Below are 16,785 nucleotides of genomic sequence, written 5' to 3'. Positions count from 1 at the left end.
GTCTTGTGGGTAATGCCTGGATGGATGTGGACCGCCTGGGGATAACGTGTGGATAACTCGGTGGATCGGGGGATATGCCGTGGAATACTATCTAGTAACTACCCTTTGACTAGGGGTTATAGTCGCTGTGTGAGTTATTGGACGAAAATTTTCGGCGTGTCGCGGGGGAGACGGTGTTCGGCTGGGATGTGTACAAGTAGGGTTTGAATGCGACGTGAGTGCCATCTAGCGACACGTTATCCACAGGGGCTGTGGATATGGATGGTGGCCTCCGGAGCGGGTTAGATGGTCCGTCAAACCATCGGCAGGCCCGGCGAGTGTGACGTGAGGTCACCGGGAGATTGCGCCCTTGTCTGAGATACCCCCTCGGGGTACTCTCTGGTGCAGAGGAGGATGCATGACCAACTCGGGTGACGGCTGTTGTGCCCCTGGCGGTGACCATGTCGCGGGGGATCATGACGTCGAATCTTCGGCGCCTGGGGAAACCTGCGGGGCATGTGGTTGTAACCACCCCCAGCATGGATACCTCGGGCATAAGGACATGCACCTGCGCCGTCTCAAGCGGATCGAAGGGCAGGTGCGCGGCCTGGAGCGGATGGTTGATGAGGAGAAGTACTGCATTGATATTTTGACTCAGGTCTCAGCAGTCACCTCAGCACTCAAATCCGTTTCCTTGGAACTGCTCGCTGAGCACATGAGCCACTGCGTTGCTCGTGCGGCACAAGCTGGTGGGCAGGAGGCCGAGGATAAAATCGCCGAGGCTAACCAGGCCATTGCCCGCCTCGTCAAAGCCTGATGGCAAGCACACTTGGAGGAACAATGCACAAGACCTACACCATCAATGGGATGACCTGCGAGCACTGCGTCAAGGCGATCACCGAAGAGGTCTCGGCCCTTGACGGCGTCGACAACGTCACTGTCTCCCTCGAATCAGGCTCAATGACGATCGACTCGGCTGAAGAGATCCCCTTTGGCAAGGTCGCCGATGCCGTTGATGAGGCCGGAGAGTACACCGTTGCCGAAGCCTCATCTCTTGATACTGCCGGTCACCCCGGTGGTCAGTGCGGCTGTGGAGGTCATGGCCACGCCGGGAAGAAAGCTGAAGGATCGGGTTGCGGCTGCGGCGGACACCAGCACTCCGAGGAGGCTGCTGCTAAGCATGCCGAGCACGCTAGTAAAGGCGGCTGCGGCTGCGGCGGTCACCAAGCCTGAGCCATTAGTCTCCGTTGAGATCTTGACGTCGGGCCCCGGGTTCGGACCGCATGACGCCGTCAGACCCCGACCCCCGACGTTGACTTTCCCTACAACCCACCGGCCTCCTGGATCGCTGGGGCTGCCGGTAAGAGAGCCGGTAACCCCCGACATCCCGGATTCCCGTGGGTCGTCCACGAAGGAAACACATGTCTACCCCGACTCACCCCGACGCGCAGTCTGAGCTGAAGGACGCGACGGAACCTACCTCCATCAACCTCGACATCACAGGTATGAGTTGCGCATCGTGCGCCGCCCGCATCGCCAAGAAGCTCAACAAGGTTGATGGGGCCCAGGCCACCGTCAACTACGCGACTAGCAAGGCCCATGTCCTCACCACCAAGCCTATTGAGGTCGACGATCTCATCGGGGTGGTCGAGGCTGCTGGCTACGGGGCTAGTGTCCCCACGCCGGCCGCACCACCCGAGGACCACGCGGCGAAAATTCGCGCCAGACTGATCGTTGCCATCATTCTCGCGGTGCCGGTCATGCTGCTCTCGATGATTCCAGCCCTGCAGTTTGACGGATGGCAGTGGCTGGCGCTGGCTCTTAGCCTCCCGGTCGTCTTTTGGTGCGGGGAGGGTTTCCATCGCGCCGCCTGGACGAACCTGCGGCATGGCGCAACCTCAATGGACACTCTCATTAGCCTCGGCTCTTTGGTCTCGTTGGGGTGGTCTGTCTGGGCGCTGATGTGGGGCAGTGCTGGACATGTCGGTATGCGCCACCGCATGACATGGGCCCTGGAGCGCACTGATCCTTCCTCTGCCCTATATCTGGAGGCATCAGTCGGCGTTATTACCTTTATCCTCATTGGGCGGTGGATTGAGGCCCGTAACCGCGCTGAGGCCGGATCGGCCTTGCAAGCGTTGCTACGGATGGGCGCCAAGTCGGTGCGGATGATCCGTGACGGGCAGGAGGTCACCGTCCCGATCGAGGCCCTCACGGTGGGGGATCACTTCGTAGTGCGGCCGGGGGAGAAGGTCGCCACCGATGGTCGGGTTGCTGAGGGAAGCTCAGCGATCGACGCGTCTCTTGTTACCGGGGAGTCATTGCCGGTCGAGGTGGCGGTCGGTGACGAGGTGATCGGCGCCACCGTTAACACCTCTGGACGGCTTGTTGTGGAGGCAACCGCCGTTGGTTCAGATACCGAGCTGTCTCGCATCGCCACCCTTGTTGAGGCTGCTCAAACCAGTCGCTCTAAGACCCAGGATCTCGCCGACAAAGTCTCGTCGGTTTTTGTGCCGACAGTTTTGATCATCTCGGCCCTGACGATGATTGTGTGGGCTGTATTGGGTCAGGGGGTCACGGCGGCTTTCACCGCTGGGGTGGCGGTTCTCATCATTGCGTGCCCCTGTGCTCTGGGCTTGGCGACCCCCATGGCCCTGCTTGCTGGCACGGGTCGCGGTGCCAGGTTGGGAATCGTTATTAAAGGTGCGGGGTCCCTGGAAAGGGCCCGCGGTATCGACGTTATGGCGATGGATAAGACCGGCACCCTCACCACTGGCCGGATGGCCGTAGTCGCGGTGTGGGATGAATCTGGACGTGTGGTGAACATTTCTGACAACCCACCTGCACTTGCTGTTACAGCAGCGCTTGAAGTGGGGTCGGAGCACCCGATTTCGCGGGCCATCGTTGAGGCGTGCCCAGGTGTGGCCCCCGCCGAGGACTTTCGGGCTCTGCCTGGCCTTGGGGTCAGTGGGACTGTGAACGGGTTGCCGGCCAAGGCTGGGCGGGTGTCGCTTTTTGACGCCATCCCTGACACGTTGTCGAAAAATGTCGAGCGAGCCCAGGCTGAGGGCCGTACGGTGCTTGTGGTGGGGCGAGGCGACGACATTCTCGGTGCCATCGCGGTGAGCGACGAGATCAAGCCGGAAGCTGTCGTTGCGGTGAAGCGGATGGTTCAAGCTGGCGTGCGCCCGGTGCTGGTGACGGGTGATAATTCCGGCGCTGCAGCTCACGTGGCGTCAGAATTGGGCATTGACGAGGTCATGAGTGAGGTCATGCCCGCGGACAAGGTCGACGTTGTCACTCGGCTGCGTTCGGACGGCTCCCGCGTCGCGATGATGGGGGATGGGGTCAATGACGCTGCTGCCCTCCAAACGGCAGATTTGAGCATCGCTATGGGAACTGGCACCGATGTCGCTATTGCTGCCAGCGACATCATCTGTACCCGAGGTGATCCGCGTTTGGCGGTTGACGCCCTGTCTCTTGCTCACGCCACGGACCGCACGATTCGCCAGAACTTGTTCTGGGCCTTCGCTTATAACGTGATTGCTATTCCGGTCGCCGCCGTGGGCTTGTTGAGCCCGGTTATCGCGGCTGCGGCAATGGCCTTTAGCTCGATCTTCGTTGTCACGAACTCGATGAGGCTGGTGCGTTGGCATCCTGGGATGAGCGATTCAAACTGAGAACCTGGGATGGGTCCACCGCCGGGGTCTCGTCAGGAGAATGGCTTTATAGCACGGTTTCCACGAAGTCTGGGGCCTCGGCGACGTCGATGTGATCCGCGCCGAGCATGCGTTCAAAACGAGCGAATCTTAAGTTTCTCAGCAAATCTTTGGATTCTCCGGATGATCTGCTCTATGGTGTTGCCCGTGCCTTCCACCGGAGGTACGTTGGCGCGTGCCAGTGTGGCTGACGCCGATCTCCGTACCGGGCCCTCGAGCCCCCGATACTGAAATGGTCGAATGTCGAAAGTTGTAGCTTCCGCGATTGCCGGGGCCCTCAGCCTTACCTCGGCTGGCGGCCTGACGATGGTCCAGGCACTTGATCGAGATACCGTGACCTTCTCCGTGGACGGAGTCTCCCAGCAGGCCAAGGTTAAGCCAGGCACGGTCAAGCAAGCTCTCGCCCAGCGGGGGATTACAGTTGGCCCGCACGACGATGTGCAACCCTCGCTGGATTCTGAGATTCACGATGGCCAGGTCATCACCGTTAACTACGGTCGCCGTGTCGTGGTCACTATTGACGGTAAGAAGGTGGTCCGTTGGACCACGGCTAAGAACGTGGCCGAGGTTTTGGCTCAGCTGAACCAGTCAGATCCTGACAACCTCGTGTCGGTGTCGCGTTCACTGGATATTTCGCGTGCCGGGCTGTCCTTCTCGATGCAGACGGCTAAGGATGTCACGGTCACCATCGGTGGCAAAACTCAGAAGATTACCGCGGTTGGAACCGTTGCTGACGCCCTCAAGGCGGCGAAGGTCGAGGTTGATTCGAGCGATGCCGTTAACCCGGGTCTGGGTACGCCACTGTCCGATGGCATGAAGATTACCCTGACGATGGTTGACCAGAAGTCTCAGAAGCGTCGTGTCGCCGTGCCCTTCTCCACCAAGAAGGTCGAGGACTCCAGCCTGCCCAAGGGCGAGATCAAGGTCATCACTAAGGGTGTCAACGGCATCAACGAGGAAACCTGGACCGTCGTCTTTAAGGACGGCAAGAAGGTGTCCGAGAAGAAGGTTTCCAGCAAGGTCGTCAACGCCCCTGTGACCCAGGTCGTCAAGGTTGGCACTAAGACTGCGTCGTCGAGTTCTCCTTCGACGCGTTCGTCCTCCGCCTCGCACCGTTCGACAGCATCTCAGTCGTCCGATCCGGTGACCAGTGGTACTACCTGTTTGGCATCTACCTACGGTGAGGGTGACGGTACTGCTGGTGGCCCTACTGCTTCCGGTGAGACCTTCGACCCGTCAGCCTTCACTGCTGCGTCGAAGACCCTTCCGCTTGGATCGACTATCCGCGTCACGAACGTCAGCAATGGTCGTACTGTGACTGTGCGCATTAACGATCGCGGTCCTTACGTCGGCGGACGGTGCCTTGATCTTTCAACGGCCGCGATGAACGCTATCGCTCCCGGACAGGGTCTGGTGACCGTCCGCTACAGCTGATTACAGCCTGTTTGACGGCGCTTGGTGTGCTGCTGCGGCAGCCCTGAGTCGTTCGCACCAAAGAGACGCCTCATTCGATGGGAAAGCACACGTCGCAGACCGGTTCCTCCATGCCGGTGGTGTCCCAGTCGGCCCAGTAGGCCTCGCGTGGTGCGGCGCTGCGCACTAGCCCAGCTTCTTCAAGCCAGGCGTCAAAGGCATCGTAGATTTCATCGATGTCGGGGTATTCCAGTTCGGCTTTGGTAACGGTGACCCACGCTTCCCGATGGGCCTCAACGGTGCGGACAGCGACGTCAAGGGGGAGCACAGCGTCATCGATAGTGCCTCGGATCGGCTGGCATACCTCGACGGTTCCGTCATGTTCGGCAGTGAGACCATCGTGGTAAATGACAAACGGGGAGGCTTTGCCGAGGGTGGGATCACCTGGGGCAAGGCGCTCAAGAATCCCAAAGGCTTCGTCCATGAAGGGGCCGAGCTCATCAATGGACACCACCCGGGTCATCGAAATGACCCGGCAGGCCTCGACCTCCCTGATATTGACCGGGCGATCCATTATTGACCTCCGTTTGGCCGAGGTGGCTCAGCCGGCTCCTTGCTTGTGCACGTCGAGTGGTTGGTGGATGCGGTGTCGCCGCTCTCGGAGGCCTGGCTTAGCGCGCGGTGGCGTCCGTATTCGTCAAGGGTTGGCATGCCGTAGGCGCGGGCGGTTTGGTCGTGCAACTCAATGACCTGGCGACGAATCCGTTCGGAGAATTGGTGGGCGATCTCGCCGGGAACAGGGTCCATAGGGTGTCCAATAGCCACGTGGACCGATGGGCGTCCTTTTGGTAACCCGGCTTGCTCGGACGGCATAGCCGCCCATGCTCCTACTAAAGCAATCGGGATAACCGGAACCCCACGTGAAATAGCCAATGCGGCAGCCCCAGGTTTGAAGGTGCCCATTGCACCGGTGCGAGACCGGGTGCCCTCCGGAAAGATCAGCAGGGGGACGCCATCTGTCAGCAGTGACCCAGCCATACCGCGGTGGGAACGGGGACTACGGGCACCTTGCTTACTTTTGCCTTTGCCTCGGTCGACCGGGAACGCGTTGAAGAAGAGCACCGGAGCGATGGCCTTCCACCAGGCGGTGAAGAAATAGTCAGCAGCGGCCCCGGTAGCTAGGTACTTTGACAGCCGCTTGGGAAGGGCCCCAAAAACGAGCGGCGCGTCGAGGTGGGAGGAATGGTTAGCGACGGCGACGTAGGCACCGTCGAGCCCGTCGAGGTTGTCGGCTCCGTGGACGCTCACTTTGACGACTTTCCACACCAAAGGACGCAGCAGAAGCATGTTCGCTGCCTGCCGCGTCGCGGCGGACAGATCATTGGTGTACCGGCCCCGGTCCTTAGTGGGTTTGACGCTGGCCATCTCAGGCCTCGCCTCCCGGAGTGTGTCGAGGGTGGTCGTCCTTGTCTCGAGACGAGGACAGAGTTCGTGACAGGAATCTCATAGCGGAACGTGGGGTATGTGTGGCCACTGCGATGAAGAACTTCCAGAGCGGGGTAGGAATGGATACTACCTTGTCATGGTCAAGGTCGTTGAGAGCCTCGCGTACCAGGACTTCGGCGTCGATCCAGAAAAAGTCCGGCAGATGGTTGGCGGTGACGTTGGCGCGTGAGTGGAATTCGGTGTGTACCCATCCCGGGCACAGCGCCATGGCCTTGACGCCGGTGCCGGCCAGCTCGTTGGACAGGCCCTCGGTGAAGGTGAGTACCCACGCTTTGATGGCGGAGTAATTGCCAGTGTTGATCCAAGCGCTTGACGAGGAAAGGTTGAGGATGGCCCCATGTCCGCGGGCCTTCATTGCCCGTCCTGCTGCTGCTGAGAGCACCAGGACTGCCCGCATCATGACCTCGACGGCGCGGTCGTGTAGTTCAAGGGCCTCAGGGTCGAGGATCTTGGCGTGCACTGCGAACCCGGCGTTGTTGACCAATAGATCGACGGGGTGGTTGGGGTCCTCCACCCGAGTGGTGATCTGGTCGACGTCCTCGCGGCGCGATAGGTCTGCTGCAATGGTCTCGACGGAAACCCCGTAACGGGCCTCAACGTCCGCCTTGATCGCGGCCATGCGCTCGGTATCGCGGGCGACGATGACGATGTCGTCGCCGCGGGCAGCCAGTTGGGTGACGAATTCGCGGCCGATGCCTGATGTTCCGCCCGTGACCATGCTCGTTGCCATACCGTCCAATCTACGGCACTGCGGGGATGGTCACCATCATCGCAGCGACTTTCGTCAGCGTTCCGTCATAACGAACGTCGGACAGTCGCTACCTCATGGCACAGTATCGACATGACGAAGTGGATCATTGGCGGTCATGTTGACACCGCTGACGCCGTAGCGCAGGCGGCAGCACGTGGAGCCGACATCGCTCAGATCAGCCTGGGCGATCCGAAGTCTTGGAAGAAGCCGGTGTGTGACTTTCCCGGCGGCTCGCTGGCGCTGCGGGAGGCCGCTGGGGAGGCTGGGCTGACGCTGGTTGTGCACTCTGCTTTCGTTATCAACGTCGCTTCCCTCAATAACCGTATCCGCATTCCTAGTCGCAAACTGTTGCAACAGACCCTTGATGCCGCTGCTGAAGTTGGGGCGATGGGGGTTGTCGTCCATGGTGGCCACGTGCGTGCCGGGGAGCCGATTGAGAAAGGTCAGGACAACTGGCGCAAGGCTATTGACGGCCTTGAAATGTCGGTGCCGCTATTTGTCGAAAACACCGCCGGTGGGGACAATGCGATGGCGCGGTTCCTGGAGAGGTTGTCGGGTACGTGGGAGGCCATCGGTGCCGCGTCGGGGCACGAGAACGTCGGGTTCTGTCTGGATACCTGCCACGCTTTCGCGGCCGGTCTCGACATGGCGAGTCTGGTCGACGATGTGCGTGGCATTACGGGTCGGATCAACCTGGTGCACGCTAATGATTCTCAGGGCGCTGTCGGGTCGGGGCGGGATCGCCACGCCAACCTGGGGGAAGGTCAGTGCGAGGCCGATACCCTCGTCGATGTCATCCGTGCTGCGGAGGCCCCGGTGGTCGTCGAGACCCCAGGGGAGGCTGAGGGTCAGGCCCGCGACATCGCCTGGCTGCGTGAGCGCTTGTGACCGGCGCCTGCGCGGGGTGATCGCAGCACATTACGATGGGGGGTTAGGTCGATACCGGTAAGGGAGAATGGTCATGGCAGCGAGCACACATCAGCCCGGTAGAGCTGAACTTGACCCGGCCGGGGAGCTTCTCGGTAAACCTGTACCGGGGGAGAACTTCATTGAGAGCCACCTCGCCCACATGTTCCGCGCCACGGTTGCCAACCACGGGTTCCGTCCCGCGACTCGGGTTCGTCAGGGCGGTCAGTGGATTATCCGCACCTATGCGGAGACTGGGCGTCGCGTAGCCGGGCTCGCCCGGGCCTTTGTCACTCCCGGGCTGCTCACCGAGGATGGCCTGCAGCGCGGGGATCGTATTTCTCTGTTCGCCGGTAATTGCCCGGAGTGGATCGAGGCTGATCTCGCGGGCATGACGATTGGCGTGATCCCGGTGCCGATTTACCCGACGTCGACCCCTGATCAGATTGTTCACATCGTCACTGATGCTGGGGTGCGTGTCATCATCACGGCTGGTCCCAAGGAGCTCGACCGTATTCTCGAGGCCCGCGATCAGATGCCCGGCCTTGAGACGGTGATCCTGATAAATCCGGCAGATCAGGTTGGTGATCATGACGGTTTGACGGTGCTGTCCCTGGAACAGGTGCGTCAGGCTGGGGTTTCGGAGGAGATACAGACGGTCGTCGAGGAGCGCATGGGGCAGTCATGCCCCGACGATGTTGCCGCGTTGATTTACACCTCGGGAACCACGGGTGAGCCCAAGGGGGTCATGATCAGCCATCGGGCCGCGTTGGCTGAGCTGCAGGCACTTGACGCCTTCTTCGACGTCACCCCAGCTGATCACTCGCTGAGCTTCCTGCCGCTCTCGCACGCCCTGGAGTGGGGATGGTCGATGGCGGTGATTCGACATGGTTGCCTCAATACCTTCGTGCCCAACCCGAAAACGATCTCGGCAATGTTGGCTGAGGTCCGCCCAACCCTTTTCGTCTCAGTGCCGAAACTGTACGAACAAGTCATGAGCGTGGCCCGTGAGAAGGTTTCTGATTCTCCGGCCAAGCTCAAAATCTTTGAGTGGTCAATACGGATTGGCCGCGAGTGGTGGCAAGCCGAGCAGGAGGGACGGCGCCCCAGCGTATCTTTGCGAGCGCGTCATGGGGTTGCCGATCGTCTCGTCCTCAAGGCCATCCGTGACGCCATCGGTGGACCCAAGACTGTGCTTGCGGCCGGCGGAGCTCCACTGCGCAAAGAGGTCGAAGAGTTCTTCGCCGCCTGCGGGCTGTTGGTGTGCCAGGGATACGGGCTGACAGAGGCCTCCCCGCTGGTGAGCTTCAACTCTCCAGGCGGATACAAGTTCGGCACTGCTGGCAGGCCGCTAGTGGGTAGTCAGATGACAACGACTGAGGACGGGGAGATTCTCTACCGTGGTCCCAACGTCATGAAAGGATATTGGAAGGCCCCTGAGGCCACTGCCGCAGCAATCGAAGATGGCTGGTTGCACACTGGGGATATTGGGCACATCGACGAAGATGGTTTTCTCGTCATTACCGATCGCCTCAAAGACATCATCGTCACCCTTAACGGCAAGAATATTTCGCCTCAGCCGATCGAGAATTCGCTCATGAAGGACCCCCTCTTCGAACACGCGGTGCTGCTGGGCGATAACCGTCCGTGCCTGACTCTGCTCGTTAAGCCGTCGCTGCCTCAGGTAGAAGAGTTGGCCGAGAGGTTGCATATCACCTCAATGACGGGCCCGGAAATGCTGCGTTCCGAGGAGCTAGCGGAGGAAATTCGTCGCCGGGTGGCCGAGATCACCGAGAAATTGCCTCATCAAGAGCAGATTCGTGATCTGCGAGTGTTGTGGGACGAGTTCACCACAGACAACGGACTGCTCACTCCAACCCTCAAGGTACGCCGACGTGAGGTGGAGAAGAGATTCACCGAGATCGTTGAAGAGATGTACGCGCGGCTTGCGGCCCGACGAAGGGCTGGTAAAAGAGACTCCAAGCACTGATTCGGGGGCGCGGGCGGGTTCGCTCGGCGTTGTTCCGTTGGCGCAGTGCGTCGGTGCGGTGCACCACGATCGGATCCATCTGCTGGGTGGTACCCGTAGAGCGTGTCAATTTTTGTCAGCACGAGGGCGGTCGCAGCACTACCGTGCTCCACCCTCGCCTGGGCCGGGGTTTTTCGTCGCCAGGTCATGGGCCCCGGTGACAAGGCCAGTAGTAGAATCTTGATGAGTGCCGACCCCGCTGAACAAGGTGGCTTTCCGGGCGCCCACGTCGCCGTGTGATGGCTCGGTGCCGGTGGGGCTACGCCGGCCATGGAGGTCGGCAGCAACCATTCCAGCGCTCGCTGGCAGCCGGGCGAGCGCGTCCCCTCAACAAGGAGAACGATGAAGAAATACGTCGGAATCACAGCATGTCCGACCGGTATTGCCCACACCTACATGGCTGCCGAGAAGCTGGAGGAAACCGCCAAGGAGACCGGTAACCAGATCAAGGTTGAGACCCAGGGATCGATTGGTGTTGAGAATGAGCTCACAGCTGATGACATTCGCGAGGCTGATGCTGTGGTTGTTGCCGCCGACACTGAGGTCGATCTGTCCCGCTTCGACGGCAAGCGGGTCCTGGTAACCGGCGTTCAGGACGGTATTTCACGCCCAGCCGAGCTTTTGGAACAGGCCTTAACCGCTCCGACCCGTGGGGGCGCTGGGGCTGCCGAACCTTCCGACGAGCCAGCCGCCGAAACGGGAACTACCTCGGCCAGTAAGGATGGCAAGGAGTCCGTTGGTCACACCTTGTACACCGCCCTCATGGCTGGCGTGTCCCACATGATCCCGTTTGTGGTCTGCGGCGGCATCATGATTGCTCTGGCTTTGGGCATCGGTGGTAAACCCACTGCTGGTGGCGTCGCCGTTCCTGAGGACAGTTTCTGGCAGACTATCCTGCAAGTTGGCACGTTGGCCTTCTCCCTCATGATCCCGATACTCGCCGGTTTCATCGCCCAGGCCATTGCTGACCGTCCTGGTCTTGTCGTCGGTATGGTCTCCGGTTTCATCGCCAATAGCGGCGCACAGTTTCCCTACCTGACAACAACAGGCCCCGGTGGCACAAAGACCGGCCTCAATACCGGATTTATCGGTGCCATCGTTATCGGCTTCATCGCTGGCTACGTCGCCAAGTGGATGAGGAAGATCCCGTGGCACGAGTACGTCAAGCCGATCGTGCCGATCCTGATCGTCCCGATTTTCGGCACTGCGATCGTCTCGCTGCTGTACGTCTATGTGCTCGGCCGTCCGCTAGCTGCCCTGTTTAACGGGTTAACCCACTTCCTGGCCAGCATGACAACGTCGTCGATAACCGTCCTCGCTATCATCATTGGCCTCATGGTCAGCTTCGATATGGGCGGTCCAGTCAATAAGGTCGCCTTCCTCTTCGCCGGGGGCATGATTGCCGTTGATCAGGGCAAGGTCATGGGACTGGCCGCGGCTGCCATCCCGGTTGCCCCGCTCGGCATGGGCCTGGCCACTCTCATCGATCGTCGTCTGTTCACCAAGCAAGAGCGTGACGCCGGTATTGCTGCCCTCTTTATGGGCTTGTTTGGCATCACCGAAGGTGCGATCCCCTTTGCCGCGGCTGACCCAGCCCGCGTGATCCCGTCGAACATGGTGGGTGGAGCCGTTGCCGCTGTGCTGGCTGGCATGTTTGGCGTTCATGACGTCGTCATGCATGGCGGTCCGATTGTCGGTGTTCTCGGAGCGTGCAAGCCTCTGCTTGGGTTCTTTACGGCGATCCTCATTGGCGCTTTGGTGACGGCTTTCATGTCCCTGGCCCTCAAGAGAATTACCGCCCGCAAGAAGGATCGCGCTGTCACCGCGTGAGTCACCTCGAAAGGAGTTATGACATGGCTACCATCGCAGATCTGCTTGACGAGAGATCTATCGATCTATCCCTCAGCTCAGGAGACAAGGACGACGCTATCGAGAGGATGGTCGATCTCGTCGATGCTAGTGGCGCCTTGCTTGACCGCGACGTGCTTATCAAAGCGGTCCGCGCCCGTGAGGAGGCAGGCACCACAGGACTCGGCGACGGCATCGCTATCCCGCACGGTAAGTGCGACGGTGTCGACCGCCCGGCACTGGCTTTTGCCCGTAGTGACGAGGGTGTGAGGTGGGGAGCCCCGGACGGTTCTTTGGCCAGCCTGGTCTTCCTCATCGCTGTTCCCGAGGCTGCCGCTGGTAATGAACACTTGCGGATTCTCGCTTCGTTGGCGCGTTCCCTAGTCAAGGCTGATTTCCGTAACCAGCTCCTGGCCGCCTCTACTCCTCAGGAGGTTCGCGAGGTGCTGGCTGGCATCAGCGCCTGACATATTCCAGCCCGACGATGTTTGACGAAGTCGGGCGGGAGTGACCATTTTTGTCAGCTGGCCTGGGGGATGGGCACCACCGTTCCCCAGGCTGCGCCGTGTCGGGAATTTTCGCCATCGGATGAGTTGGACGGGGTGTGAATCACCGATCGGCAGGGTTCCCTAAACTGTGCAGCCATGGGATTGCGTGACCTGCTGATGAATCATGGGATGGCCGAGGGCGGCCTTGATCTCCCGGACGTCCTGAACGCTCTCGCTAAGGGTGCGGTACTCGTTGATGTGCGGACAGCTCGTGAGTATGAAGCCGGGCATGCGCCCGGGGCCCGGCTCGTTAGTCCTAAGGAGTTGCTCGCTGACCCCTTCACCGCTGTGTATGGCGATGACCCGCTGGCTGAACCCAACCCCCATTTCATCCTGGTGTGTGACACGGGGTTTCGGTCCGGTCATCTGGTAGCTCCGGTGCGGGAAAAGGGCTACAACTGCGACTTTCTCGCCTCTGGGCTGCATGCTTGGCGCGCGGGTGGGGAGATTCTTATTCCTGGTCCGCCACGAGGTCGCTGAAGCTAACCTCGCGAAACGGGTGTCAGCGTCTGCGCCGCACTTCCTCCTTAACAGAGGCTATGTTCCACCCCGGCGCACTTCATAACAATCCCCACAAAAACATCTCCCTCTTACTGATCGGTAAGAGAGAGATGCGTCGTCATGCGTCAGCGGCGCGACTTATGGGTGGCCGTGACTGTCGTGGTGATGACTGCTCCCAGGCCGACGATCCCGGCAATTCCGGGTAGACCGATCGCGGGATCACCGCCGGTGGAAGGCAGCTGGTAGCGGCGGTGTGGGGTTGCGGAACGGTTCGATCCGTCGGTGTGGCCAGGTAGTGAGCGAGATCGGATGGGATCGCCATGTTGCAATAGCCGTAGCAATGTGTTGAATTCGGAGAACGGCGGGTCGCCCGGTATCCTTCTTCACTAGCTGCCTGTCATGACAGCTGGCCGATCGGGAAGACCCCGATCGGTGGCATTCGCCCTCCTGCCACGGGATGTACCCGTGGCCGCTGAGACCAGAGGAGGTGGAGTCAGCGTATGCGTAAGTACGAGGTCATGATCATCATTGATCCGACCGTCGAAGAGCGTCAGGTCGATTCCCTCATGGAGAAGTACCTGAAGGTCATCACTGACGAGAAGGGCACCGTCGACAATGTCGACGTGTGGGGCAAGCGTCGTCTCGCTTACGACATTCAGAAGAAGTCGGAAGGCATCTACGTCGTCGTCAACGCGACCTGCGAGCCCGCGACCATCCAGGAGTTGGATCGTCTTCTCGCCATCGACGAGAAGATTATGCGCACTAAGGTCATGCGTCCCGAGATCCACTGAGGATCGCGGGTCCCACAAGTCTGTTTGCCCTGTTTCCCAGGCGATACATGGGAGACTGTCCAGGGTGAACGGCACACTGGAACCATTGATTGCAAACTACTAGAACTACTGCGATCTGGAGACTGACATGGCTGGCGAAACACCCATCACGGTGATTGGCAACTTAACCGCCGATCCTGAGCTGCGCTTCACCCCCAACGGGGTGCCTGTCGCGAACTTCACGGTGGCATCAACCCCGCGAACCTTTGACCGACAGACTAATGAGTGGCGTGACGGTGAGGCCATGTTCCTCAACTGCTCGGTGTGGCGCCAGTTCGCCGAGAACGTCGCTGAGTCCCTGTCCAAGGGAATGCGCGTCATCGTCAGCGGCAACCTCAAGGCTCGCTCCTATGAGGACCGCAACGGCAACCGTCGCACCTCCTATGAGATTGACGTCATCGAGATTGGCCCGTCGCTGAAATTCGCTGCGGCGAAGGTTTCGCGTAACCAGTCCTCCGGCGGAGGTAACTGGGGTGGAAACTCCGCTGGTGGCCAAGGCGGTTGGTCTGGTGGCAATGGTGGCCAGGGTGGTAACTGGGGTGGAAACCCCGGGAACCAGGGGTCCTATAACAACGGTGACGCCAACCGTGGTGGTGGAGTCGATCCCTGGGCCTCAGCCCAGACCGACGAGCCCCCGTTCTGATCGGTAGGGCTACACCGCTGACAAGCGGCGTCATCAACAAACATCAGGTTCGGCGCCCCTATTCGGGGTCGCGGACAAGGCACATTCCGGCAAGAGCCGGGCTTTCATACGAAGGAGAGCACCACAATGGCCGGTCCACAGCGCAAGTCTGTGAACAAGAAGAAGGTCGTCCCCATCAAGACCGTGCATATTGGCGCGGTCGACTACAAGGACACCGCCCTGCTGCGCAAGTTCATCTCTGAGCGAGGCAAGATTCGCGCACGTCGCGTCACCGGGCTGTCTGTCCAGGATCAGCGCAAGGTCGCTATTGCGATTAAGAACGCACGCGAACTCGCACTGCTCCCGTACGCCTCGACGGCTCGCTGAGAAGGGGGAAGACATGAAGCTCATTCTCACTGCTCCGGTGGCCAAGCTCGGTGTCCCCGGTGACATCGTCGAGGTCAAGGACGGTTATGGCCGTAACTACCTGCTGCCGCAGAATTACGCCATCAAGTGGACGCGCGGTGCTGAGGCCCAGATCAAGGACATCACTCGCGCCCGTAAGGCTAAGGAGATCAAGTCCAAGGAGGAGGCTGAGCAGATCCGCTCGCAGCTGGAGCACCTGGTCGTCCAGGTGACTGTCCAGGTCGGCGAGAACGGTCGTCTGTTCGGGGCCGTGACTCCTGGCGATATTGCGCTGGCAGTCAGGAAGGCCGGTGGCCCCGCCCTCGAGAAGCGGTCCATCGAGATCACCAAGCCGATCAAGACCATCGGCAAGCACACTGTCGGCGTCAAGCTGCATGACGCTATTAAGGGTCACGTCACGGTCGAGACTGTTCCCGCCGCGTGATCTGACGTACACGCAGACATAAGGGAGGGCATCCAACTGGGTGCCCTCCCTTTGCTCCGTCACCACCGGCGAAAGTAAATGACGAAGTAATCTCATTACGGTGCTTCAGGGGTTTCGCGCGCGGCCGCCAATACCAAAGATGATGTGTCAACCCCAGGTAGCGATGGTGTTGAGTGCAGCTCGTCCGGCACTGTGCTCCTCGCGCTGTGTTTCACTTGCCACCGTTGGCACCTCCTTCAGCGTCGTGGTTGGAACGCGGCCCGTCCTTGAAGGAAAAGGTGACAGTGTTCACAGCTTTATAACACATGTGAGGGGGTGAGTTGTGACAGACGACGTCGACTGGCAGCCCGGTATTGTGTTCACCCACACCTTGTCCCTTACCCTCGACGACAAGGCCCAAGAGATCCTTCAAAGTATCCGGGACCAGCTCATGGCAGTTGGCGTACCTGTCTTGCACCAGCCAGCCCATATCACGGTCGCGGCGGTTTCGACCATGGAGGGAGTCGACTCTCATCTTGTTGATGTCGGGTGGCCCGAGAGAATCACGCTCACGAAATCATGTCGCCTTCCTAATTCCGACGGCGTCGTCGGGTTGTGCCCTCACGACCCCACCTCTTCTGACCCCGTGACGATTTTTGACACCTCGAGCGAGGGGGAGCCGGAATTGTGTTCCGCACCTCCCTCTGTTGGTAGTTTTCGCGCGCTGACCTGTCTACCGGAGGACCTCCGGCGACCTCATGAGTTGCTGCACCGGCGGTTGGCTGCGGCGGGGGTCATCGCTTTCAACTATTACGGCCCTAGGTGGTGGAGCCCCCACGTCACGATGGGGTATCAAGTTCCGCCCGAACTACAAGGGCGAGCCGTCAGAATTGTCGCTGGCGTGGGGTCTTTGGAAGTGGGGGTAGCAGGGGTCTCAGTCTGGCGGGTAGGTGATGGCCACGCCTACCGTCTGTGGCCCTGACTAGGCGGCGAAGATCGCTGATCTCACGTACCGTCAGATTTCCCTCGCCACTGCGGGCTATCCCGGGCATCGCCGCCTGGGTGCGGGCCTAGGCGGTGAGGAATCCATGGCCGCGGGAAATCATTAAGCGGGTGCGGATGACCCAGCCTTGAAGGCCTTCGGCGCCGAGCTGGGGACTCGTGGCCAGGGCGAGGGTGAATAAATGCGAAAAACGTCGCCTCGAGTAAAGAAGGGTCACTGAGATGATGCGGCGCGACCCGAGGTGACTTTTTTCGACACCCATCCGCCGGTCACCGGTCTGCGCTTGGATCGCCCACATAAC

General features: G+C 60.4%; 20 protein-coding genes. 14 read left to right on the top strand and 6 right to left on the bottom strand.

Annotation, left to right across the window (positions count from 1 at the left end):
• The first annotated feature begins 397 nt into the window (after positions 1-397).
• The 4 genes from CPA42_RS13730 (at position 398) to CPA42_RS11900 (ending at position 5,132) form a co-directional block, all read left to right on the top strand.
• A complete protein-coding gene (locus tag CPA42_RS13730; RefSeq protein ID WP_002516465.1) occupies positions 398-796 on the top strand; it encodes a metal-sensitive transcriptional regulator in 399 nt (132 codons plus the stop codon).
• Between the two features lie 23 nt (positions 797-819).
• Positions 820-1,212, top strand: coding sequence for a heavy-metal-associated domain-containing protein (locus CPA42_RS11910; protein WP_002514189.1), 393 nt, complete (start codon positions 820-822; stop codon positions 1,210-1,212).
• A 188-nt stretch (positions 1,213-1,400) separates the two neighbouring features.
• Positions 1,401-3,659 carry a heavy metal translocating P-type ATPase gene (locus CPA42_RS11905; RefSeq protein ID WP_002516436.1) on the top strand — a complete coding sequence of 753 codons (2,259 nt, stop codon included), beginning with the start codon at positions 1,401-1,403 and terminating at the stop codon, positions 3,657-3,659.
• A gap of 279 nt (positions 3,660-3,938) precedes the next feature.
• Positions 3,939-5,132, top strand: a complete 1,194-nt coding sequence (locus CPA42_RS11900; RefSeq protein ID WP_002516456.1) for a septal ring lytic transglycosylase RlpA family protein — start codon at positions 3,939-3,941, stop codon at positions 5,130-5,132.
• Between the two features lie 70 nt (positions 5,133-5,202).
• On the opposite strand, the gene CPA42_RS11895 is transcribed toward CPA42_RS11900, so the two are convergent.
• From CPA42_RS11895 to CPA42_RS11885, 3 genes are read right to left on the bottom strand one after another with little or no spacing between them, the layout of a single operon-like run.
• Positions 5,203-5,685 (bottom strand): GyrI-like domain-containing protein, encoded by a 483-nt coding sequence (locus CPA42_RS11895; protein ID WP_002516449.1) that lies wholly within the window; start codon positions 5,683-5,685, stop codon positions 5,203-5,205.
• Positions 5,685-6,536 carry a lysophospholipid acyltransferase family protein gene (locus tag CPA42_RS11890; protein WP_002516470.1) on the bottom strand — a complete coding sequence of 284 codons (852 nt, stop codon included), beginning with the start codon at positions 6,534-6,536 and terminating at the stop codon, positions 5,685-5,687. The genes CPA42_RS11895 and CPA42_RS11890 overlap by 1 nt, the downstream gene beginning before the upstream one ends.
• A gap of 1 nt (position 6,537) precedes the next feature.
• Positions 6,538-7,347 carry an SDR family NAD(P)-dependent oxidoreductase gene (locus CPA42_RS11885; protein WP_002518159.1) on the bottom strand — a complete coding sequence of 270 codons (810 nt, stop codon included), beginning with the start codon at positions 7,345-7,347 and terminating at the stop codon, positions 6,538-6,540.
• Positions 7,348-7,458: 111 nt separating this feature from the next.
• Here CPA42_RS11885 and CPA42_RS11880 point away from each other — a divergent pair, with 111 nt between their 5' ends.
• Together CPA42_RS11880 and CPA42_RS11875 are read left to right on the top strand one after the other, a co-directional pair.
• Positions 7,459-8,256, top strand: coding sequence for a deoxyribonuclease IV (locus CPA42_RS11880; protein WP_002516464.1), 798 nt, complete (start codon positions 7,459-7,461; stop codon positions 8,254-8,256).
• Between the two features lie 67 nt (positions 8,257-8,323).
• A complete protein-coding gene (locus tag CPA42_RS11875; protein ID WP_002518498.1) occupies positions 8,324-10,264 on the top strand; it encodes an AMP-dependent synthetase/ligase in 1,941 nt (646 codons plus the stop codon).
• Between the two features lie 138 nt (positions 10,265-10,402).
• On the opposite strand, the gene CPA42_RS11870 is transcribed toward CPA42_RS11875, so the two are convergent.
• A complete protein-coding gene (locus CPA42_RS11870; protein WP_002518150.1) occupies positions 10,403-10,594 on the bottom strand; it encodes a hypothetical protein in 192 nt (63 codons plus the stop codon).
• A gap of 51 nt (positions 10,595-10,645) precedes the next feature.
• Between CPA42_RS11870 and CPA42_RS11865 the strand changes: the two genes are divergently transcribed.
• From CPA42_RS11865 to CPA42_RS11855, 3 genes are all read left to right on the top strand, one after another.
• Positions 10,646-12,133 (top strand): PTS fructose transporter subunit IIC, encoded by a 1,488-nt coding sequence (locus CPA42_RS11865; RefSeq protein ID WP_002518152.1) that lies wholly within the window; start codon positions 10,646-10,648, stop codon positions 12,131-12,133.
• 23 nt (positions 12,134-12,156) lie between these two features.
• A complete protein-coding gene (locus CPA42_RS11860) occupies positions 12,157-12,618 on the top strand; it encodes a PTS sugar transporter subunit IIA (protein ID WP_002516475.1) in 462 nt (153 codons plus the stop codon).
• A gap of 177 nt (positions 12,619-12,795) precedes the next feature.
• A complete protein-coding gene (locus tag CPA42_RS11855) occupies positions 12,796-13,179 on the top strand; it encodes a rhodanese-like domain-containing protein (RefSeq protein WP_002518157.1) in 384 nt (127 codons plus the stop codon).
• A 146-nt stretch (positions 13,180-13,325) separates the two neighbouring features.
• On the opposite strand, the gene CPA42_RS11850 is transcribed toward CPA42_RS11855, so the two are convergent.
• Positions 13,326-13,529: a hypothetical protein gene (locus tag CPA42_RS11850; protein WP_002516461.1), complete on the bottom strand. Its 204-nt coding sequence runs from the start codon at positions 13,527-13,529 to the stop codon at positions 13,326-13,328.
• A 171-nt stretch (positions 13,530-13,700) separates the two neighbouring features.
• On the opposite strand from CPA42_RS11850, the gene rpsF reads away from it, so the two are divergent.
• From rpsF to CPA42_RS11825, 5 genes are all read left to right on the top strand, one after another.
• Entirely contained in the window at positions 13,701-13,991 is a 291-nt protein-coding gene (gene rpsF, locus CPA42_RS11845; protein WP_002514175.1) for a 30S ribosomal protein S6, read from the top strand.
• Between the two features lie 127 nt (positions 13,992-14,118).
• A complete protein-coding gene (locus CPA42_RS11840) occupies positions 14,119-14,673 on the top strand; it encodes a single-stranded DNA-binding protein (protein WP_002516468.1) in 555 nt (184 codons plus the stop codon).
• A gap of 126 nt (positions 14,674-14,799) precedes the next feature.
• On the top strand, positions 14,800-15,039 hold the full coding sequence (rpsR, locus tag CPA42_RS11835) for a 30S ribosomal protein S18 (protein ID WP_002514173.1): 240 nt from the start codon (positions 14,800-14,802) through the stop codon (positions 15,037-15,039).
• A gap of 13 nt (positions 15,040-15,052) precedes the next feature.
• Positions 15,053-15,502 (top strand): 50S ribosomal protein L9, encoded by a 450-nt coding sequence (gene rplI, locus CPA42_RS11830; protein ID WP_002514172.1) that lies wholly within the window; start codon positions 15,053-15,055, stop codon positions 15,500-15,502.
• A 322-nt stretch (positions 15,503-15,824) separates the two neighbouring features.
• Positions 15,825-16,463: a hypothetical protein gene (locus tag CPA42_RS11825; RefSeq protein ID WP_002516434.1), complete on the top strand. Its 639-nt coding sequence runs from the start codon at positions 15,825-15,827 to the stop codon at positions 16,461-16,463.
• A gap of 88 nt (positions 16,464-16,551) precedes the next feature.
• Here the strand turns inward: CPA42_RS11825 and CPA42_RS11820 are convergent, their stop codons facing one another.
• The gene (locus CPA42_RS11820) at positions 16,552-16,782 is read right to left on the bottom strand and encodes a hypothetical protein (protein ID WP_002516437.1); all 231 of its coding nucleotides are present in this window, start codon (positions 16,780-16,782) and stop codon (positions 16,552-16,554) included.
• Between the last annotated feature and the right edge of the window lie 3 nt (positions 16,783-16,785).

It is taken from the genome of Cutibacterium acnes (assembly GCF_003030305.1).
GTDB lineage: Bacteria > Actinomycetota > Actinomycetes > Propionibacteriales > Propionibacteriaceae > Cutibacterium > Cutibacterium acnes.
Note: the sequence above shows the minus strand (reverse complement) of the source record. Positions and strands in the feature narration are given on the sequence as shown.